Source organism: Luteimonas kalidii, assembly GCF_029887935.1.
Taxonomy (GTDB): Bacteria; Pseudomonadota; Gammaproteobacteria; order Xanthomonadales; family Xanthomonadaceae; genus Luteimonas; species Luteimonas kalidii.
Genome location: NZ_JARXRO010000016.1, coordinates 179,556 through 202,053 on the forward strand (window position 1 = coordinate 179,556; position 22,498 = coordinate 202,053).

The 22,498-nt window shown below is 71.9% G+C and carries 22 protein-coding genes; 14 read left to right on the forward strand and 8 right to left on the reverse strand.

Annotated elements, in window-relative coordinates; translation table 11 throughout:
• The first annotated feature begins 7 nt into the window (after positions 1-7).
• From hprK to QFW81_RS10675, 7 genes are all read left to right on the forward strand, one after another.
• A complete protein-coding gene (hprK, locus tag QFW81_RS10645) occupies positions 8-976 on the forward strand; it encodes an HPr(Ser) kinase/phosphatase (RefSeq protein WP_280578753.1) in 969 nt (322 codons plus the stop codon).
• Entirely contained in the window at positions 973-1,878 is a 906-nt protein-coding gene (gene rapZ / locus QFW81_RS10650) for an RNase adapter RapZ (protein WP_280578754.1), read from the forward strand. Before hprK ends, rapZ begins: the two co-directional genes overlap by 4 nt.
• 74 nt (positions 1,879-1,952) lie before the next feature.
• Positions 1,953-2,348, forward strand: a complete 396-nt coding sequence (locus QFW81_RS10655; protein WP_280578755.1) for a PTS sugar transporter subunit IIA — start codon at positions 1,953-1,955, stop codon at positions 2,346-2,348.
• An 8-nt stretch (positions 2,349-2,356) separates the two neighbouring features.
• Positions 2,357-2,626 (forward strand): HPr family phosphocarrier protein, encoded by a 270-nt coding sequence (locus QFW81_RS10660; protein WP_280578756.1) that lies wholly within the window; start codon positions 2,357-2,359, stop codon positions 2,624-2,626.
• Complete coding sequence (gene ptsP / locus QFW81_RS10665; RefSeq protein WP_280578757.1) at positions 2,627-4,351, forward strand: phosphoenolpyruvate--protein phosphotransferase; 1,725 nt, start codon at positions 2,627-2,629, stop codon at positions 4,349-4,351.
• A gap of 162 nt (positions 4,352-4,513) precedes the next feature.
• Positions 4,514-5,875, forward strand: a complete 1,362-nt coding sequence (mgtE, locus tag QFW81_RS10670) for a magnesium transporter (RefSeq protein ID WP_280578758.1) — start codon at positions 4,514-4,516, stop codon at positions 5,873-5,875.
• Positions 5,876-6,043: 168 nt separating this feature from the next.
• Complete coding sequence (locus QFW81_RS10675; protein WP_280578759.1) at positions 6,044-6,847, forward strand: carboxylesterase family protein; 804 nt, start codon at positions 6,044-6,046, stop codon at positions 6,845-6,847.
• 42 nt (positions 6,848-6,889) lie between these two features.
• Here the strand turns inward: QFW81_RS10675 and QFW81_RS10680 are convergent, their stop codons facing one another.
• The 5 genes from QFW81_RS10680 to QFW81_RS10700 form a co-directional block, all read right to left on the reverse strand.
• Positions 6,890-7,828, reverse strand: coding sequence for an aspartate carbamoyltransferase catalytic subunit (locus QFW81_RS10680; protein ID WP_280578760.1), 939 nt, complete (start codon positions 7,826-7,828; stop codon positions 6,890-6,892).
• Between the two features lie 54 nt (positions 7,829-7,882).
• On the reverse strand, positions 7,883-8,344 hold the full coding sequence (gene ruvX, locus QFW81_RS10685) for a Holliday junction resolvase RuvX (RefSeq protein ID WP_280578761.1): 462 nt from the start codon (positions 8,342-8,344) through the stop codon (positions 7,883-7,885).
• Positions 8,341-8,907, reverse strand: coding sequence for a YqgE/AlgH family protein (locus QFW81_RS10690; protein WP_280578762.1), 567 nt, complete (start codon positions 8,905-8,907; stop codon positions 8,341-8,343). Before QFW81_RS10690 ends, ruvX begins: the two co-directional genes overlap by 4 nt.
• A 53-nt stretch (positions 8,908-8,960) precedes the next feature.
• Positions 8,961-9,419 carry an FKBP-type peptidyl-prolyl cis-trans isomerase gene (locus tag QFW81_RS10695; RefSeq protein WP_280578763.1) on the reverse strand — a complete coding sequence of 153 codons (459 nt, stop codon included), beginning with the start codon at positions 9,417-9,419 and terminating at the stop codon, positions 8,961-8,963.
• Between the two features lie 264 nt (positions 9,420-9,683).
• A complete protein-coding gene (locus tag QFW81_RS10700; protein WP_280578764.1) occupies positions 9,684-10,310 on the reverse strand; it encodes a superoxide dismutase in 627 nt (208 codons plus the stop codon).
• Between the two features lie 160 nt (positions 10,311-10,470).
• On the opposite strand from QFW81_RS10700, the gene prmA reads away from it, so the two are divergent.
• From prmA to purD, 6 genes are all read left to right on the forward strand, one after another.
• Positions 10,471-11,388 carry a 50S ribosomal protein L11 methyltransferase gene (gene prmA, locus QFW81_RS10705; RefSeq protein ID WP_280578765.1) on the forward strand — a complete coding sequence of 306 codons (918 nt, stop codon included), beginning with the start codon at positions 10,471-10,473 and terminating at the stop codon, positions 11,386-11,388.
• Between the two features lie 45 nt (positions 11,389-11,433).
• A complete protein-coding gene (locus QFW81_RS10710; protein WP_280578766.1) occupies positions 11,434-12,594 on the forward strand; it encodes a DUF3426 domain-containing protein in 1,161 nt (386 codons plus the stop codon).
• A gap of 157 nt (positions 12,595-12,751) precedes the next feature.
• Complete coding sequence (gene fis, locus QFW81_RS10715) at positions 12,752-13,024, forward strand: DNA-binding transcriptional regulator Fis (RefSeq protein ID WP_280578767.1); 273 nt, start codon at positions 12,752-12,754, stop codon at positions 13,022-13,024.
• 57 nt (positions 13,025-13,081) lie between these two features.
• Positions 13,082-14,668, forward strand: a complete 1,587-nt coding sequence (purH, locus tag QFW81_RS10720; RefSeq protein WP_280578768.1) for a bifunctional phosphoribosylaminoimidazolecarboxamide formyltransferase/IMP cyclohydrolase — start codon at positions 13,082-13,084, stop codon at positions 14,666-14,668.
• Positions 14,669-14,684: 16 nt separating this feature from the next.
• Positions 14,685-15,779, forward strand: a complete 1,095-nt coding sequence (locus tag QFW81_RS10725) for a calcium/sodium antiporter (RefSeq protein WP_280578769.1) — start codon at positions 14,685-14,687, stop codon at positions 15,777-15,779.
• Positions 15,776-17,068 (forward strand): phosphoribosylamine--glycine ligase, encoded by a 1,293-nt coding sequence (gene purD, locus QFW81_RS10730; RefSeq protein ID WP_280578770.1) that lies wholly within the window; start codon positions 15,776-15,778, stop codon positions 17,066-17,068. Before QFW81_RS10725 ends, purD begins: the two co-directional genes overlap by 4 nt.
• A 4-nt stretch (positions 17,069-17,072) precedes the next feature.
• Here the strand turns inward: purD and QFW81_RS10735 are convergent, their stop codons facing one another.
• Positions 17,073-18,218 carry an NADH:flavin oxidoreductase/NADH oxidase gene (locus QFW81_RS10735; protein ID WP_425604020.1) on the reverse strand — a complete coding sequence of 382 codons (1,146 nt, stop codon included), beginning with the start codon at positions 18,216-18,218 and terminating at the stop codon, positions 17,073-17,075.
• Positions 18,219-18,220: 2 nt separating this feature from the next.
• A complete protein-coding gene (gene ygiD, locus QFW81_RS10740) occupies positions 18,221-19,081 on the reverse strand; it encodes a 4,5-DOPA-extradiol-dioxygenase (protein ID WP_280578772.1) in 861 nt (286 codons plus the stop codon).
• A 287-nt stretch (positions 19,082-19,368) separates the two neighbouring features.
• Between ygiD and QFW81_RS10745 the strand changes: the two genes are divergently transcribed.
• Positions 19,369-21,312, forward strand: a complete 1,944-nt coding sequence (locus tag QFW81_RS10745; protein ID WP_280578773.1) for an MFS transporter — start codon at positions 19,369-19,371, stop codon at positions 21,310-21,312.
• A gap of 263 nt (positions 21,313-21,575) precedes the next feature.
• On the opposite strand, the gene ampE is transcribed toward QFW81_RS10745, so the two are convergent.
• Positions 21,576-22,493 carry a regulatory signaling modulator protein AmpE gene (gene ampE, locus QFW81_RS10750; RefSeq protein WP_280578774.1) on the reverse strand — a complete coding sequence of 306 codons (918 nt, stop codon included), beginning with the start codon at positions 22,491-22,493 and terminating at the stop codon, positions 21,576-21,578.
• Between the last annotated feature and the right edge of the window lie 5 nt (positions 22,494-22,498).

The window sequence follows — 22,498 nt, forward strand, 5'->3', positions numbered from 1 at the left end:
ACCGCCGATGAACCAGCGCCTGACCGCCCTGGACCTGTTCGAGCAGCAGCACGAGCGGCTCGGGCTGCGCTGGCTGGCCGGCCAGCAGGGGCAGACGCGGGTGCTCGAATCGGTCGAGACCAATGCCCGCCGGCCGTCGCTGGCCGGCTACCTCAACATCATCTACCCCAACAAGGTCCAGATCCTCGGCACCGAGGAACTGCACTGGCTGGACGGGCTGGACTCGCGGCTGCGCTGGGAAACCATCGAACGGATGATCCAGTACCGGCCGCTGGCGCTGGTGATCAGCAAGAACCAGCCCTGCCCGGAAGACCTGCGCCGCGCCGCGGAGGAAACCCAGACCCCGCTGTGGATCTCGCCCAAGCGCGGCCACGAGCTGCTCAACCACCTGCAGTACCACCTGGCGCGCGCCCTGGCGCCGCGGGTCACGCTGCACGGGGTGTTCATGGAGGTCTACTCGATCGGGGTCCTGATCACCGGCGAATCGGGATCCGGCAAGAGCGAACTCGCGCTGGAACTGATCACCCGCGGCCACCGCCTGGTGGCGGACGATGCCCCCGAATTCACCCAGATCGCGCCGGACGTGCTCGACGGCACCTGCCCCGACCTGCTGCAGGACCTGCTGGAACTGCGCGGCCTGGGCGTGCTCAACATCCGGCAGATGTTCGGCGACACCGCGGTGAAGCGGAACAAGTACCTGCGCCTGATCGTGCACCTGAGCAGGCCCAACGCCGAACCGACCCTGCACGAGGACGGGATGGTGCGCCTGACCGGCGACCTGGGCATCCGCCGCGTGCTCGACCTGGACGTGCCGATGATCACCCTGCCGGTGATGCCGGGCCGCAACCTCGCCGTACTGACCGAGGCCGCCACCCGCACCCACATCCTGCGCGCGAAGGGCATCGACCCGGCGGCCGCGTTCCTCGCACGCCACTCGCACTTCCTCGAGAGCGGCGAAGAGCCGGTGCTGCCATGAACGCACGCGCCGAACTGCCGGAAGACGAACCGGGCGCGCGGCCGCCCACCTCGCTGCTGATCGTCACCGGCATGTCGGGTGGCGGCAAGACCGTCGCCCTCAACACCTTCGAGGATCTGGGCTTCTACTGCGTCGACAACTTGCCGGCGGAACTGCTGCCGGAGTTCGTGCGCGCCGCGACCCATCCCGAACGCGCCGAACAGAAGCTCGCGGTCGGCATCGACATGCGCAACCGCGGCGACCTGGCGAATCTGCCCGAATGGCTGTCGGCGGTCGGGGCGATGGGGCTGGAGCCGCAGCTGGTGTTCTTCGATGCCGCCGACGCCACCCTGCTCAAGCGCTACGCCGAGACCCGCCGCCGCCATCCGCTGACCCACCTGGGACTGGCGCTGGCCGACGCGATCGCGCTCGAGCGCCAGGCGGTCAAGCCGCTGCTGGCGCTGGCCGACGTGGTGGTCGACACCAGCGACCTCAACGTCCACCAGCTGCGGCACCGGGTCATCACCGAACTTGGCCTGAGCCAGGATTCGTCGCTGTCGCTGCTGTTCGAGTCGTTCGCCTACCGGCGCGGCCTGCCGGCCGACGCCGACTTCGTGTTCGATGCGCGCAGCCTGCCCAACCCGCATTGGGACCCGCGGCTCAAGCCGCTCTCCGGGCGCGATGCCGCGGTCCGCGCGTATCTCGAGGCACGCGACGAGGTCAACGAGTACGTCGCCCAGGTCGCGGACTTCCTCGACACCTGGCTGCCGCGGATGCAGTCCGGCACCCGCAGTTACGTGACCGTCGCCTTCGGCTGCAGCGGTGGCCGCCACCGCTCGGTGTATCTGGCCGAAACGCTCGCCGCGCACGCGCGCGACCGTGGCTGGACCGAGGTCGCCACCTTCCACCGCGAGCTCGACTGACCGGCGCGCACCGGCACGCATCGTCCCGCGCCACGCGCTACCGGGCGGTCACCGGCGTCTGCTAAGTTGGCGCCATGGCCGTCGGCATCCTCCTCCTCACCCATTCGGGCATCGGCACCGCGCTCGTCGCGGTGACCAGCGGCATGCTGCGCGGCAACCTGCCGCTGCGGCTGGAGGCGTTCGAGGTGCCGTTCGACGCCGATCCGGAGGTCCTGCTGCCGCAGGCCAGCGCCGCGATGCGCCGCGCGGACGGCGGCGACGGCGTGCTGATCCTGACCGACCTCTACGGCGCCAGCCCCAGCAATCTCGCGGCCCGGCTGTCGAGACTGGGCACGCCATCACGCCGCGTCTCGGCGTTGAGCTTGCCGATGCTGCTGCGGGTGATGAATTATGCTGAACTCCCCCTGGAGGAACTCCCCGCCGTCGCCGCCGCAGGCGCGCGCAACGGGGTGATCCTCGACGACGCCTGAGGCCGACGATGATCGAACGCGAACTGCTCATCGCCAACAAGCTCGGCCTGCACGCGCGCGCCACCGCCAAGCTGGTGCAGGTGCTGTCGGCCTTCCGCAGCAACGCCACGCTCGTCGCCAAGGGCCGCGAGGTGAACGCCAAGAGCATCATGGGGGTGATGCTGCTTGCCGCCGGACACGGCACCACGGTGCTGCTGCGGCTGGAGGGCGAGGACGAGGACGCCGCGATGGAGGCTGCGGCCGCGCTGTTCGAACGAAAATTCGACGAGGGAAGCTGAGTGCGCCACGCGCTGACCGGGCACGGCGCGTCGCGGGGCAATGCCCTCGGCCGCGCCCGGGTCCGCCTGCCGCATGCCCTCGAGGTCGCCGAGGAACACGTCGCCGCCGATGCGGTCGAGGGCGAGATTCGGCAGCTGCATACTGCGATCGATGCGGTGCGGGTGGAGATGCGCAACATGCGCACGCGCCTGCATGGTGCGTTGGCGCACGAGGTCGGCGAATTCCTCGACCTGCACACCCTGCTGCTCGACGACCCGGAACTGCTGCAGGGCCTGGACGACCTGGTGCGCAAGGGGCGCTACGGAGCCGACTACGCGCTGCGCCTGCAGCGCGACCGCCTGGCGGCGGTGTTCGAGGGCATGGACGATCCCTACTTCCGCAGCCGGGTCGAGGACATCGACCACGTCATCGGGCGCGTGCACGCGATGCTGCACAAGCGCGAAGCCGACCTGCAGGGCGTGGCCGGCGAGATCCTGGTCACCGACGCGATCGCGCCGGCCGAACTGAGCCAGCTGCAGGCGCAGGGCGTGCTGGCGGTCGTCACCGCGGGCGGCAGCGCGCTCTCGCACAGCGCGATCCTGGCGCGCAGCCTGCACCTGCCGCTGGTGGTGGGCGCACCGCTGGCGCTGCAGCAGGTCAACGACGGCGACGTGCTGGTGGTCGACGGCAGCAGCGGCGAGATCGTGGTCGAGCCCAACGCCGCCGACCTGCGCGCCTACCGTGGCCGCCTGCGCGAGGAAAAGCGCGAACGCAAGCAGCTGCACCGGCTGCGCCGCGAGCCCTCGCGCACGCTCGACGGGGTCGACATCAGGCTCTGGGCCAACGCCGAGTCGCGCGAGGACGTCACCGGCGCGCATGCACTCGGCGCCGCGGGCGTCGGCCTGTACCGCACCGAGTTCCTGTTCCTGCAGCGCAGCGAGCTGCCCGACGAGGAGGAGCAGTTCCGCGCCTACCGCGACGTGGTGCTGGGGATGACCGGGCGCGCGGTGACCATCCGCACCATGGACATCGGCGCCGACAAGGCCGATCGCACCGGCCTGGCGCTGACCAACGAGCCCAATCCCGCGCTCGGCCTGCGCGGCGTGCGGCTGTCGCTGGCGCGCATCGACGTGTTCCGTACCCAGTTGCGGGCGATGCTGCGCGCGTCGGGGTATGGTCCGCTGCGGGTACTGGTGCCGATGGTCAGCGGCCGCGAGGAAGTGCTGGCGGTGGCGGCGCTCCTTCGCGATGTGGCGCGCGAGCTGCGCAGCGAGGGCCACGAGATCGCCGAGCACGTGCCGCTGGGCGCGATGATCGAAGTGCCGGCGGCGGCGATCGCGCTGCCCACGTTCATCGGCTCGGTGGACTTCATCTCCGTCGGCACCAACGACCTGACCCAGTACCTGCTGGCGGCGGACCGCGGCAACGACGCGCTCGGCGAGCTGTACTCGCCGCTGCACCCGGCCATGCTGCTGCTGTTGCGCAACGTGATCCGCACCGCGCGTGCGCGCGGCAAGCCGGTCGCCGTCTGCGGCGAGATGGCGGGCGACGCCGCGCTGACCCCGCTGCTGCTGGCGCTGGGGCTGGAGGAATTCAGCCTGCATCCGGCGACCCTGCTCGAGGTGCGGCGCGCGATCCGCGCCCAGCGGCTGGATGCGCTGCGCGCGGCGGCGCCGGCGCTGCTGCGCTGCCGCGACCGAGATGCGATCGATCGCTGGCTGCGCGCCAGGGCCGCCCCGGCCTGAGCCATCGCCGATGGAGGGGGCAGGCATGCGCGCACCTGCATCGCGTCGCGATGACGCGCACAGGCTGGGCAACCGGCGAACCGCGGGCGATAATGCCGGCATGAACGCCTGATCGGCCGCGTCTCCAGGCGCGGCAAGCCCTCGCCCACGGAGCCGCCGCGCATGGCCGAAGCCGTCCGCCACGACAAGACCGCGCGCCAGCTGCGACTGCTGTCGGACGCGCTCGACAGCGGCCGCCTCGGTCCGGTGCGGCGCCTGGTCAACACGCTGGCGCCGGCCGAGATCGGCAACCTGCTCGAATCGCTGCCGCCCGACAAGCGCATGGTGGTGTGGGGCCTGGTCGATCCCGAGGACGACGGCGAGGTGCTGGTGCACGTCGGCGACGAGGTGCGCGAAAGCCTGATCGCGGACATGGACCAGGACGAACTGGTCGCCGCCGCGTCCGACCTCGACATCGACGACCTCGCCGACCTGGTCGAGGACCTGCCCGATGCGGTGATCGACGAACTGCTGCGCTCGATGGATCGCGACAACCGCGAACGCCTCGAGCAGGTGCTGTCCTATCCCGAGGACACCGCCGGGCGCCTGATGAACCCGGACGTGGTGACGGTGCGCGCCGACACCACGGTCGACGTGGTGCTGCGCTTCCTGCGCCTGCGCGGCGAGCTGCCCGAGCACACCGACCATCTGTACGTGGTCAACCGCCGCCACCAGCTGATCGGCTGGGTCTCGCTGCAGGATCTGGTGACACGCGAACCGGGCACCCAGATCAACCAGCTGATCGACGACGAACTCGAGTCGCTGCACGTCGACGCCTCCGCCGAGGAAGTGGCGCGCCAGTTCTCGGACAACGACTGGGTGTCCGCCCCGGTGGTCGACGACGGCAACGTGCTGCTGGGACGCATCACGGTCGACGACGTGGTCGACGTCATCCGCGAACAGGCCGAGCACCAGGCGCTGGGCGCCGCCGGTCTGGACGAGGACGAGGACCTGTTCTCGCCGATCCGGCGCGCGGTGCGCGGGCGCGTGGTGTGGCTGGGCATCAACCTGCTGACCGCGTTCCTGGCCGCCGGCGTGATCGGCCAGTTCGACGCCACCATCGAGCAGATCGTCGCGCTCGCGGTGCTGATGCCGATCGTCGCCGGCATCGGCGGCAACGCCGCGGTGCAGGTCCTGACGCTGATGGTGCGCGGCATCGCGCTGGGCCAGGTGGGCGCGAGCAACGCCTCGATCCTGCTGTGGAAGGAGTTGCGCGTGGCACTGATCAACGGCCTGCTGATCGGCGGCCTGGTGGGTGTGGTGGCGCTGGTGTGGTTCGGCTCCTGGGCGCTGTCGCTGGTGATCGCCGCGGCCCTGGTGATCAACTTCTGCTCGGCCGCGCTGGCCGGCGTCCTGCTGCCGCTGCTGCTCAAGCGCATGCACGTCGATCCCGCGGTGGCGGGCACGGTGGTGGTGACGGCCGTCACCGACGTGATCGGGTTCTTCAGCTTCCTCGGCCTGGCGACGGTGATCCTGCTGCAGTGACCTGCTGCAGTGACTTCAGGGGCGCGAGGGTGCGTCCGCGCCCTCCTCGTCACACGGCCTCAAGGGGCGGGCCCGCAAGATCCGGTAGCGACGGTCCGGGCATCCCACCACCGCAGGTGAGGGGGCCCCGGCTGCGGTGGACGACGCGATGACGACAGGAGAACACAGATGCGAATTGGGATCGGACTGCTGCTGGTGATGACCGCGCTGCTCGCGGCCTGCAGCTCGGCACCGCAACGTCCCGCGCGCGGCGAGTTCGTCGAGCGCGAACTGCGCGTGGACGGGCAGGTGCACCGCTACCAGGTGTTCGTGCCGGCGCCTGCGGCGGCGTCGGACAAGCCGCCGGTGATCCTGTTCCTGCACGGCTCGGGCGAGCGCGGCGACGACAACCAGCGCCAGGTCGCGGTCGGCCTGGGCCCCCAGGTGCGCAGGCAGGCCGACACGTTCCCCGCGATCGTGGTGTTCCCGCAGGTGCCCGAGAACGGCGAATGGAACCAGGTCGTCGACGTCACCTTCGCCCAGCTCGACGCGGCCACGCGCGAGTTCGGCGGTGATCCGGACCGCACCTACCTGACCGGGCTGTCGATGGGCGGCTATGGCGCGTGGGAGCTGGCGCTGCGCCAGTCCTACCGCTTCGCCGCCGTGGTGCCGGTCTGCGGCGGCCTGGTGCATCCGCGGCGGACGACGATGGCGGTCACCGTGGTGGCCGACGAGGCCGATCCCTATGCGGCGGTGGCGCAGCGTCTGCGCGACATGCCGGTGTGGATGTTCCATGGCGCGAAGGACGACCTGGTGCCGCCGGACTATTCGCGCCGGCTGGAGGCCGCGTTCCGCGCCGCGGGCGCGCGCGACGTGCGCTATACCGAATTCCCCGATGCCAACCACAACAGCTGGGATCCGGCCTACGCGACTCCGGAACTGTGGGACTGGCTGTTCGCGCAGCGGCAGGCGAACGCGTTCCGGCAGGAATAGGCCGCACGGGCGGAGCACGCGACCGCGCCCGGCGCCACGGCGTCAGCGCGCCGCCAGCAGGCCCTCGAGCACGGCCATGCGCACCGCGACACCGTTGGCGACCTGGCGCAGGATCAGCGACTGCGCTCCGTCGGCCACCGCGTCGGTGATCTCCACGCCACGGTTCATCGGTCCCGGATGCAGCACCACCGCCTCCGGCGCGGCGCGGCGCAGGCGCGTGGCGTCCAGACCATAGTCGCGGTGGTAATCCTCCAGCGAGGCGACCAGCCCTTCCTCCATCCGCTCGCGCTGCAGGCGCAGCATCATGATGGCGTCGACGCCGTCGAGCGCGGCGTCCAGGTCATGCCCCACCTCGCAGCCGGCCAGCGTGTCGTCGTCGGGCAACAATGCGGCCGGTCCGCACACGCGGATGTGGCCGGCGCCCAGCGTGCGCAGCGCGTGCAGATCGGAGCGGGCGACCCGCGAATGCTTCACGTCGCCCACGATCAGGAACCGGCGGGTGGAGAAGTCCGCGCCCAGCGCCTGGCGCAGGGTCAGCATGTCCAGCAGGCCCTGGGTGGGGTGTGAGCTGCGTCCGTCGCCGGCGTTGACCAGCGCGGTGCCGGCCTCTGCGGCCGCGGCCAGGTCGGCCACCGCACCGTCGCCCGAATGGCGCACGACGAAGCCGCGCACGTCCATCGCCTCGATGTTCCTGAGCGTGTCGCACGCGCTCTCGCCCTTGGTGGTCGAGGAGGTTGCCGCATCGAAGCCCAGCACGTCGGCGCCCAGCCGCTGCGCGGCGCGCTGGAAGCTCAGCCGGGTGCGGGTCGACGGCTCGAAGAACAGCGTGCACACGGCAATGCCGGCCAGCGACTGGCGCGCATCCGCGCCCTCCGCGAATGCCTGCGCCCGGTCGAGCAGCGCATCGAGGGACGCGCGCGGCAGGCCCTGGAGCGTCAGCAGGTGGAGGAGGCGGCCCTGGGCATCGGTCTGTGCGGTCATGGCGGGTATTGTCCGGCAAGTGCCCGGGTGACGGCCATGCCGGAGATGCGACGCCTACAGGACCGTCGCGTCGCCGGGCGCGGCGAACCAGCGTTCCACGATCACCGCCGCGGCGACCGCATCCAGCGCCGCCGCATCGCGCCGCCGGCGCCGGCCCTCGGCGCGGTCGAGCGCGAACCGCTGCGCCGCCTCGATCGAGCTGGCGCGCTCGTCCACCATCACCACCGGCAGGCGGTAGCGCGCCTGCAGATCGGCCGCGAAGGCACGGGCGCGGGCGCGGATCGGCTGGTCGCCGCCGTCCAGCGTCATCGGATCCCCGACCACCAGCCCGTCCGGGCGCCACTCCTTGTGCAGGCGGTCGATCGCGGCCCAGTCGATCTGCTCGCCGTGCACGTCGATCACCGCCAGCGCGCGCGCGCCGTGACCGTAGGGGCTGCCGACGGCGACGCCGATCCGGCGCGCGCCGACGTCGAACCCGAGCACGGTGCCGTCGACGCGCATGGGCCCCGCGTTCATGCGTGCCCCACGTGCCCCGCCATGCGCATCAGGTCGACGCCGATCTCGCCCGCCGCCCCCTGCCAGCGCTGGTCCAGCGGCAGCGAGAACAGGATCTCGTTGCGCACCGGCGCGGTCAGCCAACTGTTCTCGGTCAGCTCGAATTCGAGCTGGCCCGCGCCCCAGCCGGCGCAGCCCAGGGCGATGGTGGCGTGGCCGGGACCTTCGCCGCGGGCGATGGCCTCGAGGATGTCGCGCGAGGTGGTGACCCACAGGCCGTCGGCGACCGCCAGGGTGGAATCCCAGCCGTGGTCGCCGTCGTGCACCACAAAGCCGCGCTCCGGATGCACCGGGCCGCCGGCCAGGACGCGCTGGTCGAGCACGGCCGGATCGTCGCAGGCGATGTCCATCTGCCGCAGCACTTCGCCCAGGGTGTAGTCGGATGCGCGGTTGACCACGACGCCCATCGCGCCCTCGTCGTCGTGCTGGCAGATCAGCGCGACCGCGCGCGCGAAACCCGGGTCGGCCAGGGTCGGCAGCGCGATCAGCAACTGGTTGGCGAACGAGGACGTCGGCGCGGTCATGGCGCCATTCTAGGCCCTGCGCCCGCGCGGGGCGCCCGAGGCGGCGCGTGCGTTCAGGCGAGCCCGAACTGCTGCTCCTCGGGCGTGGCCAGGCGCACGTCCACCACTTCCACCAGCGCATCGACCGTGCGCCCGGCGAGCGGATGATTGCCGTCCACGGTGACGTGACCCTCGTCGACCGCCGTCACCACCACCTCGAGCGGTCCGCGCGCGGTCTGCGCGCTCAGCTTCGCGCCCACCGCGGGCGGCGATGCGACCTGCAGGCGGTCGCGCGGCAGCGTCTGGACCAGCGCGTCGTGGCGCGGTCCGAACCCCTGTTCCGGCGCGATCGTCACCCGGAAGCTGTCCCCGGGCGATTTGCCGGCCAGCGCCTGCTCCAGGCCGGGCATGATGCTGCCGGTGCCGTGCATGTACACCAGCGGCGCGTGGCCATGGGTGGAGACCAGGGTCTGGCCCTGCCCGTCGTGCAGGGTGAAATGGACGGTGGCGATGCGGCGGTCTGCGATTTCCATGGCGAAAGCCGGGAGCGGGGACATCCGAATGGTGGCCCGGGCGCGCGGCCCGCGGCAACCCGGGCGCGTCCGAGGGGCGAGGTGGCGGAATCGCGCGTCCATCGGACGTTTCGCACGGCGGAGGCCGCCTCCACCGGACCGGTGCACACGCGATGCCTGCCATCCGCGCGCAGCGCAAGCGCGAACACCGGGCCGTCATCCGGCTCCCGGACACGACTCCGGCCGCTCGCGCGGCCGGAATCTGCACATCGGCGCGGCGGGGACTCAGCCCTTCACCGCCTCCTGGTAGCGACGCTCGACCTCGTTCCAGTCGATCACGTTGTAGAACGCGGCGATGTAGTCGGGGCGGCGGTTCTGGTACTTCAGGTAGTAGGCGTGTTCCCACACGTCCAGGCCGAGGATCGGGGTGTTGCCCGAGCCGATGCCCTTCATCAGCGGATTGTCCTGGTTGGCGCTGCTCTCGACCGCGAGCTTGCCGGACGCATCCACCGACAGCCACGCCCAGCCGCTGCCGAAGCGGGTGATCGCGGCATTGGTGAAGGCTTCCTTGAACGCGTCGAAGCCGCCGAGGTCGCTGTCGATATGCTTCGCGACATCGCCGTTCGGCTGACCACCGCCCTTGGGCGACATCACGGTCCAGAACAGCGAATGGTTGGCGTGGCCGCCGGCGTTGTTGCGCAGCGGGCCGCGCTTGTCCTCGGGCAGCGCGTCGAGGTCGGCAATGACCTCCTCGACCGGCTTGTCGGCCCACTTCGTGCCCTCGAGCGCGGCATTGGCCTTGTCGATGTAGGCCTGGTGGTGCTTGGTGTGGTGGATTTCCATCGTCTGCGCATCGACGTGCGGCTCGAGCGCGTCGTAGGCGTACGGCAGCTTGGGGAGGGTGAAGGCCACGGCGATCTCCATTCGGGTCGGGGGATTCGGATCGCCATTGTGACGCCTGCCGGGTAAAAACGGGATCAACCGGCCCGCGATGCTGTTTTCCGCCGCACCTCGACCGCGCTCGAGGTGCGGCCGCCGACGCCGAGCCCGCCGCCGGCGCTAGACTGTGGCGATGCCGTTCCTCGAACTCACCGTCCGCTGCCGCCAGGCCGAACAGCCACGCCGCGAGCACGCGCTGGAGGACGTCGGTGCGCTGGCGGTGACCCTGCTCGATGCCGAGGCCGGCACCAGCGACGAGCACGCGATCCTCGAGCCCGGCGTCGGCGAAACGCCGCTGTGGGACGAGGTCGCGCTCAGCGCGCTGTTCCCGCACGATGCCGACGCCCTGCTGCTGCTCGCCGCGCTGGACGCGTTCGATCCCGCGCTCGACTGGTCCGGCGCCGCGTTCCGCCAGGTCGCCGACCAGGACTGGGAACGCGCGTGGATGGACCAGTACGTGCCGCTGCGGTTCGGCGCGCGCACCTGGATCGTGCCCTGGGACCAGGCGCTGCCGGACGACGCGCGCACCGATGACGCCGCGGTGGTGCGGCTCGACCCGGGACTCGCCTTCGGCTCCGGCACGCATCCGACCACCGCGCTGTGCCTGCGCTGGCTCGACGCACTGGCCACCGAGGGCCGGCTGCGCGGCGCGGCGGTGCTCGATTTCGGTTGCGGCAGCGGCATCCTGGCGCTCGCGGCACTGGCGCTGGGCGCGTCCGGCGCCGATGCGGTCGACAACGACCCGCAGGCGCTGCAGGCCACGCGCGACAACGCGTCGCGCAACGGCCTCGACACGCATCTGCGCGCATGGGCGCCGGACGATGCGCCGGACGGTCCGTGGCCGGTCGTGGTCGCCAACATCCTGGCGACCGCGCTCGATGCGTTGGCGCCGACGCTCGCCGCGCGCACGGCGCCGGGCGGGCGGATCGCCTTGTCGGGGATCCTCGACGGCCAGCAGGCCGCGCTGGTGCAGCGCTACTCGGAATGGTTCGACGCGCTCGCCGTCACGGTCGACGGCGACTGGGTGAGGATCGACGGCATCCGGCGGTGATCCAACGCACGGCTTCGCGCCGTGGCTGCGTGGTTGAATAGCGCCATGTTCATCAACTGCCGGCACTGCCACGCGCTGGTCGCCACCGATCCGGCCACCGACCTGCCGCCCGAGCGCTGTCCGCGCTGCGCGGGCGTGCTGCGGCGAAGCGACGTGGCGACACCCGCAGCGGTGCCGCAGACCGCGCCGACGCCCAGCGAGGACGCGCCGGCGGACGGCGCGTTCGCCGAACCTGCCCCCACTCCGGACCCCGCGCCCCGCGTGGAGACCGTGCCGGACCTGTCCGCATTGCTGCGCCCGGCGCCGGCACCCCGGATGGACGGCCCGACCGGGCTCCCCTCCCCTGCACCGGACACGTCCCCGGCCCCGGATCCGGCGCAAGCGGCGACGCAGGCGCCCGCCGGCCCGGTCGCGCCCCTGCACGCCGCCGCCGCAGCCGCGATCTCCGGCGCCGCGTCGCCTGCTTCCGCAGCGCCGGCCGACGACCCGCCCGCATCGACGGCCGACGCGGACGCTAACGCTTCCCTGGCGCGAGACAGGCCGGTCGACCTGCCGCCATCCGGAGCGGCGACGTCCAGAGCGACGCCGCCACACGTTCCCGCCGGGCCCGCGCAGGCGGTCGCCGTGCCCGACGCCGACCCGCAAGGACCGGTGCCGCATGGCGCGTCCGGCACCTCGCCACCAGCGGCGGGCCCCGGCTTCCTTGCCGGCCAGGCCTCCGGCACCCGCGCCGCCGATCCGCGTCGCCGGATCCGGCGGATCGCGGCGATCGTTGCGCTGCTGGCTCTGCTCGCCGTGCAGGTGCTGCTGGCCGACCGCGCGCGGCTCGCCGCCGATCCACGCTGGCGCCCGATCGTCGACGCCGCCTGTGGCGTCGTCGGCTGCAGCCTGCCGCCATGGCGGGAGCCCGCCGCGTTCGCACTGGTCTCGCGCGAGGTGCGCCCGCATCCCCAGGTGCCGGGAGCGCTGCGCGTGCGCGCCACCGTGCGCAACGACGCGCGCTGGCCGCAGGCGTGGCCGCAGCTGGTGCTGACGCTCTCGGACGTGGATGGACGCGCGGTCGCCGCACGCGCGTTCGCGCCCGGAGACTATCTCGCCGACGGCGCGCCATCGATGCTGGCGGCGGGCCAGTCGAGGGACATCCAGCTGGACATCCGCGAGCCATCGGCGGCCACGGTGTCCTACGCGTTCGACTTCCGCGACTAGGCCGCGCCGTCCGGACGGGTCGACGCCACGCACCCGGCAGGCGCCGCGGCCTCCGCAATTGGTCGAATTCGCATTGTCCGATGCGACCCCATGGCGCTAGACTCGACCGCCCGCGATGGCCGGCCGCGCCGCATCGCCCAGGTCGCACGAGCCGCCATTGAACGTCCCCGAACACGTCGACAGCACCGTCCGCAGCGCGCCGCGCGCGCCGCTGCGCGACCACGTCGCCAATTCGATCCGGCGCTACCTGGGCGACCTCAACGGCAGCGATGCCGACAACCTCTACCAGATCGCCCTGCGCGAACTGGAGATTCCGCTGTTCCTTGAGGTGCTCGAGCACTGCGACGGCAACCAGAGCCGCGCCGCCACCATGCTCGGCATCCATCGCGCAACGTTGCGCAAGAAACTTCGCGAATACGGCATCGCCTGACCGGCACGCGACGCGCGGCGGCTATAATTTCGCCCCGTTTTCCGCCCGCGAGTGCCGATGACCGCCGACCTCCTGCCCATGCGCCGGGCGCTGCTGTCCGTGTCCGACAAGACCGGCCTGGTCGAACTGGCGCGCGCCCTGTCCGCACGCGGCGTGGAGCTGCTGTCGACCGGCGGCACCGCGAAGGCGCTGCGCGAGGCCGGCCTGCCGGTGCGCGACGTGTCCGAGGCCACCGGCTTCCCGGAGATGATGGACGGACGGGTCAAGACCCTGCACCCGGTGGTGCATGGTGGCCTGCTGGGCCGCGCCGGCGTGGACGAGGCGGTGATGGCCGAGCACGGCATCGAGGCGATCGACCTGCTGGTGCTCAACCTCTACCCGTTCGAACAGGTCACCGCGCGCGCCGACTGCACGCTGGCCGACGCGGTCGAGAACATCGACATCGGCGGCCCGGCGATGCTGCGCTCGGCGGCGAAGAACTTCGCGCGCGTGGCGGTGGCGACCGATCCGGCGCAGTACGCGTCGCTGCTGGCGGAGCTGGACGCGCACGACGGCGCGCTGTCGGCGAAGACACGTTTCGCGCTGTCGGTGGCCGCATTCAACCGCGTGGCCCAGTACGACGCGGCGATCAGCAACTACCTGTCGGCCATCACCGATGCCTCGCGCGACGTGCCCGTGCGCGGCGCGTTCGCCGCGCAGGCCAACGGCAGCTTCGTCAAGGTGATGGACCTGCGCTACGGCGAGAATCCGCACCAGCAGGCGGCGTTCTACCGCGACCTGCATCCCGCGCCCGGCTCGCTGGCCACGTTCGAGCAGCTGCAGGGCAAGGCGCTGAGCTACAACAACATCGCCGACAGCGATGCGGCCTGGGAATGCGTGCGCCAGTTCGACGCGCCCGCCTGCGTGATCGTCAAGCACGCCAATCCCTGCGGCGTGGCGGTCGGCGTGGCCTGCGGCGACGCCTACGAGCTGGCCTACGCCACCGACCCCACCAGCGCCTTCGGCGGCATCATCGCCTTCAACCGCACGCTGGACGCCGCCACGGCGAAGGTGATCCTGGATCGCCAGTTCGTCGAGGTGCTGATCGCACCCGACTACGCACCCGGCGCGCTCGACTACGCCGCGAAGAAGGCCAACGTGCGCGTGCTGCGCATTCCGCTGGCACCGGCGTCGCGCGGCTTCATCGATACCAAGCGCGTGGGCTCGGGCATGCTGATGCAGACCGCCGACGACCGCGTGGTCGCGCGCGACGAGCTGAAGGTGGTGACGAAGCGCGCGCCGACCACGGCGCAGTTCGACGACCTGCTGTTCGCGTGGAAGGTGGCGAAGTTCGTGAAGTCCAACGCCATCGTCTACGCGAAAGACCACCGCACCATCGGCGTGGGCGCGGGACAGATGAGCCGCGTGTACTCGGCGCGCATCGCCGGCATCAAGGCGGCCGACGCGAACCTGGTGGTCGAAGGCTCGGTGATGGCCAGCGACGCGTTCTTCCCGTTCCGCGACGGCATCGACGCCGCGGCCGAAGCCGGGATCAAGGCCGTCATCCAGCCGGGCGGCTCGATGCGCGATGCCGAGGTGATCGCCGCAGCCGACGAACACGGCATCGCGATGGTGTTCACCGGCGTGCGGCACTTCCGCCACTGACCGCGGACGCACTGGAATGACGCTCGCGCTGCTGTTCGTCGCCGGCCTCGGGCTGCTGCTGCTCGGCGCCGAGGCCTTGGTGCGCGGCGCATCGCGGCTGGCGCTCGCCCTGGGGCTGGCGCCGATCATCGTCGGCCTGACCGTGGTCTCGATCGGCACCAGCGCGCCGGAACTGGCGATCAGCGTCGGCGGTGCGCTGTCGGGATCGCCCGACCTCGCGCTCGGCAACGTGGTCGGCAGCAACATCGCCAACGTGCTGCTGGTGCTGGGTTTGGTGGCGCTGGTGACGCCTCTGGTCGTGCAGCGCCAGCTGGTGTGGCTGGACGTGCCGATCATGATCGGCGCCTCGCTGCTGTGCCTGGTGGTGGCGTTCGATGGCCGCATCGCGCGCTGGGAGGGAGGCGTGCTGCTGGCCTGCGCCATCGCCTACATCCTGTTCCTGGTGCGGCTGGCGCGGCGCAGCCCGGAGCAGGTGCCCGAGCCCTCGGGACTCGACGACGGTGCCTCCGCGAAGCCGGGGCTGTTGCGCCAGTGCGTCCTGATGGCGGTGGGACTGGCGATGCTGGTGGGCGGCGCACGGCTGCTGGTGCGCGCCGCCACGGAGATGGCCACGTCGCTGGGCCTGAGCGAGCTGATCATCGGCCTGACGGTGGTGGCGATCGGCACCTCGCTGCCGGAAATCGCGACCTCGGTCCTGGCCGCGCTGCGCGGCGAGCGCGACCTGGCGGTGGGCAACATCGTCGGCAGCTGCATCTTCAACCTGCTGCTGGTGCTGGGCGCGACCGCGCTGATCGCCGCCGACGGCGTCCCGGTGAGCCCGGTGGCGCTGCGCTTCGACCTGCCGGTGATGACCGCGGTCGCGGTCGCGTGCCTGCCGATCTTCTTCACCGGCCACTGCATCCAGCGCTGGGAAGGCGCCGTGTTCGTCGGCTACTACGTCGCCTACACCGCCTACCTGCTGCTCGCCGCCGCGCGCCACGCCGCGCTCGCCGACTTCCGCTTCGGCATGACCTACGTGGTCATCCCGCTCACCGTGCTCACCCTGGCCGCCGTCGTGCTCGACAGCCTCAAGGCGCGCCGGCTGGCCAGATCCTGCAAGGACTCCTCATGAAAGTACTGGTCATCGGCTCGGGCGGCCGGGAACATGCGCTGGCGTGGAAGCTGGCGCAGTCGCCGCGCGTGGACGAAGTGATCGTGGCGCCCGGCAACGCCGGCACCGCGACCGAGGCGAAATGCCGCAACGCGGCGGTGCGCGCGGACGATCTCGACGGGCTGCTGCACCTGGCCCGCGACGAGGGCGTGGCGCTGACCGTGGTCGGGCCCGAGGTGCCGCTGGTGGCCGGCGTGGTCGACCGCTTCCGCGACGCCGGCCTGCGCATCTTCGGCCCGACCGCCGCCGCCGCGCAGCTGGAAGGCAGCAAGGCCTTCGCCAAGGATTTCCTGCATCGCCACGGCATCCCGACCGCGTTCTACGAAGTGCATACCGACGTCGATGCCGCGCTCGCGTACCTGCGTGAGAAAGGCGCGCCGATCGTGGTCAAGGCCGATGGCCTGGCGGCCGGCAAGGGCGTGATCGTGGCGATGACGCTGGCCGAGGCCGAGGCCGCGGTGCGCGACATGCTGTCGGGCAACGCCTTCGGCGACGCCGGCGCGCGGGTCGTGATCGAGGAGTTCCTGGACGGCGAGGAAGCCAGCTTCATCAGCATGGTCGACGGCACGACCGCGCTGCCCATGGCGACCTCGCAGGACCACAAGCGTGTCGGCGACGGCGACACCGGCCCCAACACCGGCGGCATGGGCGCGTACTCGCCCGCGCCGGTGGTGACGCCCGAGGTGCACGCGCGGGTGATGCGCGAGGTGGTGCAGCCCACCGTGGCCGGCATGGCCGCGGACGGCATGCCGTTCACCGGCTTCCTCTACGCCGGCCTGATGATCGACAGGACCGGGGCGCCGAAGGTGATCGAGTTCAACGTGCGCTTCGGAGATCCGGAAACGCAGCCGGTGATGCTGCGCCTCCAGTCCGACCTGCTGGACCTGATCGAAGCGGCGATCGGAGGCCGGCTGCACCAGGCGCAGGCGCAATGGAACCCGCGTCCTTCACTGGGCGTGGTGATGGCGGCGCGGCCATATCCGGACACGCCGATCACCGGCGATGTCATCGAAGGCCTCGACACCGTTCCGATCGAGGCCAAGGTGTTCCATGCGGGCACCGCGCTGGACGCGGCGGGGTGCGTCGTCAGCGCCGGAGGTCGCGTGCTGTGCGTGACGGCGCTGGGCGACACCGTGGCGGATGCTCAGCGCGCTGCCTACGCGGGCGTCGACCGCATCCGCTGGGCCAATGCCTTCCACCGCAGCGACATCGGATGGCGCGCGATCGCGCGCGAACGCGACGCCGGCTGAGCCGTCAGCCCGCGCTGCCGGTGGCCGCCAGCAGCGACTCGCCGTGCCCGCGCGGCGCGCTGCGCAGGTACTGCGGCGGCGCCGCGACCTGCGCGCCCAGTTCCGCGGCCGCATGCCACGGCCAGCGCGGGTCGTAGAGCATCGCGCGCGCCAGTGCGACCGCGTCCCCACGACCTTCGGCGAGGATCGCCTCGGCCTGCTGCGGTTCGGTGATCAGTCCCACCGCGACGACCGGCATGTCGACTTCGGACCGGATGGCCTCGGCGAACGGCACCTGGTAACCGGGCCCGGCCGCGATCCGCTGCGCCGGATGCAGGCCGCCGCTGCTGACATGCAGGTAGTGGCAGCCGCGTGCGTCCAGCGCCTGCGCCAGGGCGATGCTCTGCGCCAAGTCCCAGCCGCCCTCCACCCAGTCGGTGGCCGAGATGCGCACGCCCAGCGCCATCGACGCCGGCAGTGCCGCCGCCACCGCGTCGAACACGCGCAGCACCAGCCGCATGCGGTGCTCGAGGCCGCCGCCGTACGCGTCGGCGCGACGGTTCGACAGCGGCGAGAGGAACTGGTGCAGCAGGTAGCCGTGCGCGGCATGCAGTTCGATCAGGTCCAGGCCCAGACGCGCCGCGCGGCGGGCGCTGGCGACGAACGCCTCGACGATGGCGTCGATGCCGGCGCCGTCGAGCGCCTCGGGCAGCGGCTGGCCATCGTCGTAGGCCAGTGCAGAGGGGGCGACGGTCTGCCAGCCGTTCGGCTGCCCCGGCGCGATCGGCGCGCCACCGTGCTCCCAGGGGCGGTGCGTGGAGGCCTTGCGTCCTGCATGCGCGAGCTGCACGCCCATGCGCGTCGGCGACCAGCGTCGCACGGTGGCCAGCGAGCGCGCGAACGCCGTTTCGGTGGCGTCGTCCCAGAGGCCGAGATCGGCCCAGCTGATGCGGCCGCGCGGCTCGACCGCGGTCGCTTCCGCGATCACCAGCCCCGCACCGGAGAGCGCCAGCGTCGCCCAGTGCTGCGTGTGCCAGTCGCAGGCCTCGCCATCGATCGACGAGTACTGGCACATCGGCGCGACCACGATGCGGTTGGGCAGCCGCAGCGGGCCAAGGTCGAGCGGCGAGAACAGGTGGGTCATGCAGGGTCCGGCATCGGTCGTGGACAGGATCAGACGTTCGCGTCTTCGGGCGGCAGGCGGCTGTCGATCGGCGCGGCGCCGTCGCGATTCGCCGCGCCGGACGGGCAGCGCGCGTCGAGCGCGTACGAGGTCATCGACAGCGAGCCGTAGGCGTAGCCGTCCACCAGCGTGTCCGCGGGCCTGCCGGAGGCGGCCGCCAGCCCTGCGACGTAGAGCAGCGGCAGGAAATGGTCGGGCGTGGGCACCGCCAGACGGTAGTCCGGATGCGACTGCAGCGACGGCACCTCGTGCGGGCGCTCGAGCATCAGTTCGCGCGCGCGTTCGTCGAAGCGGCGCGACCAGTCGAACGCGCCGTCCGGCTGCTGCCAGTCGATCGCGCGCAGGTTGTGGACCACGTTGCCGCTGCCCAGCACCAGCACGCCGCGCGCGCGCAGCGCGGCCAGCTTCGCGCCCAGCGCGAGATGCCAGTCGACCGGCTTGCGGGTGTCGATCGACAGCTGCACCACCGGTATGTCGGCGTCCGGAAACGCGTGCACCAGCACCGACCAGGTGCCGTGGTCGATGCCCCAGCTGTCGACGTCGGCGCCGACCCGGTCAGGTTGCGCCAGGTCCGCCACCTCTTCCACCAGCCCGGGCAGGCCGGGCGCGGGGTACTGCACGTCGAACAGCGCCTGCGGGAAGCCGAAGAAGTCGTGGATGGTGCGCGGCCGCGGCATCGCCGTGACGGCGAGCACGCTGGTGTACCAGTGCGCCGATACTGCGAGGATCGCGCGCGGGCGCGGCACCGAGGCACCGAACGCGCGCCAGGCCTCGGTGTAGCGGTTGCGCTCGAGCGCGTTCATCGGGCTGCCGTGGCCGAGGAAGGCGGCGGGCATCAGCGGCTTGTCCATGGCGCGACTCCTGGCGGCCGGGGGCCTGCGGACACTCTAGCAATCGCCCGCATCGCCGCGGCCACGGCGGACGGAACGGTGCGTCCGTCCCGGCCGTCGCGCGCGGCGCCCTTCGCGCGCTCCGCACCGTGCGCGCCAGCGTGGCCCGTTGATGCGACGGAGCGCGACCGCAGCCGGTGCCGGTGCACGTGGACGCGACCACCGGGCGCGCCTCGCGCGACGCGGCCAGCGCGGTGACGCCGCGCACGCGCCAGCGGCTACACTCGCCGCGTCCCGCTGGAGGCCGCATGGCGCACGTCCCCGAGCCACCCGTCACCGACCACCACTCGCAGTTCGACCTGCTGCGCCAGCGCCGCTTCCTGCCCTACTTCACGGTGCAGGCGCTGGGCGCGTTCAACGACAACGTCTACCGCCAGGCGATCATCGGCCTGCTCGGCGCGATGGCGCTCGCCGGCACGCTCTCGGCCGACACCCGCGCGCTGTACACCCAGCTCGCACCGGCGATCTTCATCCTGCCCTACTTCCTGTTCTCGGCCACTGCCGGACAGATCGCGGAGAAGCTCGAGAAACAGCGCCTGATCGTGATCACCACGGCGATGGAGATCGCGATCATGTCGCTGGCCGCGGTCGGCTTCGTGCTGCAGAACATGCCGCTGCTGCTGGTGGCGCTGTTCTGCACCGGGCTGCAGTCGACCCTGTTCGGACCGGTGAAGTACTCGATCCTGCCTTCGGTGCTGCGGCCGGAGGAACTGACCGGCGGCAACGGCCTGGTCGAGATGGGCACCTCGATCTCGATCCTGCTGGGCATGATCTTCGGCGGCTCGATCTTCCTGCTCGCCGGCGCCGCCGGGCCGTACGTGGCCGCGGTGTCGATCATCGTGCTGGCGATCGCCGGCAACCTGGTCGCGCGCCGCATCCCGCGCGTGGATGCGGGCGAACCGGGCCTGGCGGTGAGCTGGAACGTGGCGCGTGAGTCGCTGCGCATCTGGAAGCTCACCCGGCGCCAGCCGGCGGTGCGCAACGCGGTGCTGGGCGTGTCGTGGTTCTGGTTCATCGGCACCGTGCTCACCGCGCAGCTGCCGATGTACGCCGAGACCAACCTGGGCGGCACCCAGGCGCTGTACATCTTCGCCCTGGCGCTGTTCTCGATCGGCGTCGGCGCGGGCTCGCTGCTGTGCGAGAAACTCTCGGGGCGCACGGTCGAGATCGGCCTGGTGCCGCTGGGCGCATTCGGCGTCAGCGCCTTCATGCTCGATCTGTACTTCGCGCGCCCGGGCCAGGCGCTGGCGGCCGGTCTGTCGGTGGCGCAGTTCGCAGGCGCGCCGGGCAGCTGGCGGATCATCCTCGACCTCACCGGCATCGGCCTGTTCACCGGTTTCTTCGTGGTGCCGCTGTTCGCGCTGATCCAGAGTCGCACGCCGCGCGCCGAGCTGGCGCGGGTGATCGCCGGCATGAACATCCAGAACGCTGCGTTCATCGTCGCCGCGGCGATGATCGGCATCGCCTTGCAGCAGCTGCTGGGCTGGTCGATCCCGCAGCTGTTCCTGGCGCTGGCCATCGCCAATGCACTGGTCGCGATCTGGATCTTCAGCATCGTGCCCGAGTTCTTCATGCGCTTCGTCAGCTGGCTGATGGTGCGCACGCTGTACCGCCTGGAGCTGCACGGCATCGAGAAACACGTCCCGGACGAAGGCCCGGCGCTGCTGGTGTGCAACCACGTCAGCTACATGGACGCGCTGATCCTGGGCGCCACCATCCCGCGCCCGGTGCGCTTCGTGATGTACCACCGCATCTTCAACGTGCCGGTGATGCGCTGGATCTTCCGCACCGCGCGCGCGATCCCGATCGCCGGCGCACGCGAGGACCCGGCGCTGATGCAGCGCGCGTTCGACACCATCGACGCGGCGCTGGCCGAGGGCGAGCTGGTGTGCATCTTCCCCGAAGGCGCGCTGACGAAGGATGGGAGCATCGCGCCGTTCAAGTCGGGCGTCGAACGCATCCTGCGCCGTGCAGCCGAGGCCGGGCGCCCGGTGCCGGTGGTGCCCATGGCGCTGCGCGGGATGTGGAGCAGCATGTGGAGCCGGCGCGATTCCCGGATCGGGCGCATGCGCGTGCCGCGGAGGTTCCGCGCGCACGTGGGGGTCGTCGCGGATGCGCCGGTCGGCGATCCGATGGTGACCGCGGAGCAGCTGGAGGCGCGGGTGCGGGCCTTGCGCGGGAGCGCGGAATAAGGCGTTCGCGTTCGCTGGCGCGCGAGGCCGTGCCGCGGGCGTGGTCTTTGGCGCGATGCCGTCCGTGGTGGGAGTGCGTGGCCTCCGGACACCCCGGCCCGCACATCCTTGTGCGGGCGTTCGCTGACGCTGCGCGGCATGCGGCGGGCGTGATCTTTGGCGCGATGCCGTCCATGGCGGAAGTGCGCGGCCTCCGGACACCCCGGCCCGCACATCCGTGTGCGGGCGTTCGCTGACGCGCGAGGCAGTGCCTCGCAAGCGCGTCAGCTCACCCATCCTCCGATGACGAACAGGGCGATGACGGCGAGCCACAGCAGCAGTGCACGCCAGGCCAGGCTCATCGCGTCGCGCAGTTCCGGCAGCGGACCGAGCGTGTGCACCAGCGCCGTGCCCGGGGCGACGCCGGACACGGCGTAGTCCTCGGCCTCGTCCGCGAGTTCGCTGCGCACGCCCGCGCGGCCCGCGGCGGCCAGGAAGCCGGGATCGGGTCGCAGCGACGCGCCGCCCGCCTCCTTCCAGGCGCCGACCACCACGTCGAAGTCGCCCACCAGCGCCAGTGCCAGCGTCGCCAGCTGGGCCGGCAGCCAGTCGAGCACATCCAGCAGCGCCCGCGCACCAGCCACCAGTGCGGCCGGCAGTCGCGCCGCGATCGCGTCCTCGGCGGTGATCGCGCACAGGCGGTACCCCAACGCACCGACCGGCCCCAGCAGCACGAACCAGAACAGCACGCCGAACCAGCGCCGCAGCGCCGCCTCGAATACCCCGCCGACCAGCGCCGACGGACGCAGCCCGGCCTGCTCCCGGCGGCCCTCCGGCCACAGTCGGGCTGCGGCCGCGCGCCGGGCGTCGGCATCGGGCGCGGCGAGGATCGCCTCGACGTCGCGATCAAGGTCGCGTGGCCCCCACGCGTGGAACAGCACCAGCACCGCGAACAGCAGCCAGGGCAGGCCGAAGGACACGTCGTGCAGCCACCATTGCACCAGCGCGACCAGCAGCAGCCAGGGCGCGATCGCCAGCACGATGCCGAACCGGCCACGCCACGCCGCGCTGGCGCCGATGCGCGCATCCAGCCAGCCGAGCCAGGCGCGATACCAGCCATGTTCACGCAGGACCGCGGTCAGCTCGCGCGCGACGTGCCCCAGCACCAGGGCGACCACGACCGCGAGCAGGGTGGCGAACATGGCGC

Coding starts and splice junctions, on each gene's coding strand:
- hprK (WP_280578753.1), top strand. CDS start 8: ATGAACCAGCGCCTGACCGCCCTGGACCTGTTCGAGCAGCAGCACGAG.
- rapZ (WP_280578754.1), top strand. CDS start 973: ATGAACGCACGCGCCGAACTGCCGGAAGACGAACCGGGCGCGCGGCCG.
- QFW81_RS10655 (WP_280578755.1), top strand. CDS start 1,953: ATGGCCGTCGGCATCCTCCTCCTCACCCATTCGGGCATCGGCACCGCG.
- QFW81_RS10660 (WP_280578756.1), top strand. CDS start 2,357: ATGATCGAACGCGAACTGCTCATCGCCAACAAGCTCGGCCTGCACGCG.
- mgtE (WP_280578758.1), top strand. CDS start 4,514: ATGGCCGAAGCCGTCCGCCACGACAAGACCGCGCGCCAGCTGCGACTG.
- QFW81_RS10675 (WP_280578759.1), top strand. CDS start 6,044: ATGCGAATTGGGATCGGACTGCTGCTGGTGATGACCGCGCTGCTCGCG.
- QFW81_RS10680 (WP_280578760.1), bottom strand. CDS start 7,828: ATGACCGCACAGACCGATGCCCAGGGCCGCCTCCTCCACCTGCTGACG.
- ruvX (WP_280578761.1), bottom strand. CDS start 8,344: ATGAACGCGGGGCCCATGCGCGTCGACGGCACCGTGCTCGGGTTCGAC.
- QFW81_RS10690 (WP_280578762.1), bottom strand. CDS start 8,907: ATGACCGCGCCGACGTCCTCGTTCGCCAACCAGTTGCTGATCGCGCTG.
- QFW81_RS10695 (WP_280578763.1), bottom strand. CDS start 9,419: ATGGAAATCGCAGACCGCCGCATCGCCACCGTCCATTTCACCCTGCAC.
- prmA (WP_280578765.1), top strand. CDS start 10,471: ATGCCGTTCCTCGAACTCACCGTCCGCTGCCGCCAGGCCGAACAGCCA.
- QFW81_RS10710 (WP_280578766.1), top strand. CDS start 11,434: ATGTTCATCAACTGCCGGCACTGCCACGCGCTGGTCGCCACCGATCCG.
- purH (WP_280578768.1), top strand. CDS start 13,082: ATGACCGCCGACCTCCTGCCCATGCGCCGGGCGCTGCTGTCCGTGTCC.
- QFW81_RS10725 (WP_280578769.1), top strand. CDS start 14,685: ATGACGCTCGCGCTGCTGTTCGTCGCCGGCCTCGGGCTGCTGCTGCTC.
- purD (WP_280578770.1), top strand. CDS start 15,776: ATGAAAGTACTGGTCATCGGCTCGGGCGGCCGGGAACATGCGCTGGCG.
- ygiD (WP_280578772.1), bottom strand. CDS start 19,081: ATGGACAAGCCGCTGATGCCCGCCGCCTTCCTCGGCCACGGCAGCCCG.
- QFW81_RS10745 (WP_280578773.1), top strand. CDS start 19,369: ATGGCGCACGTCCCCGAGCCACCCGTCACCGACCACCACTCGCAGTTC.
- ampE (WP_280578774.1), bottom strand. CDS start 22,493: ATGTTCGCCACCCTGCTCGCGGTCGTGGTCGCCCTGGTGCTGGGGCAC.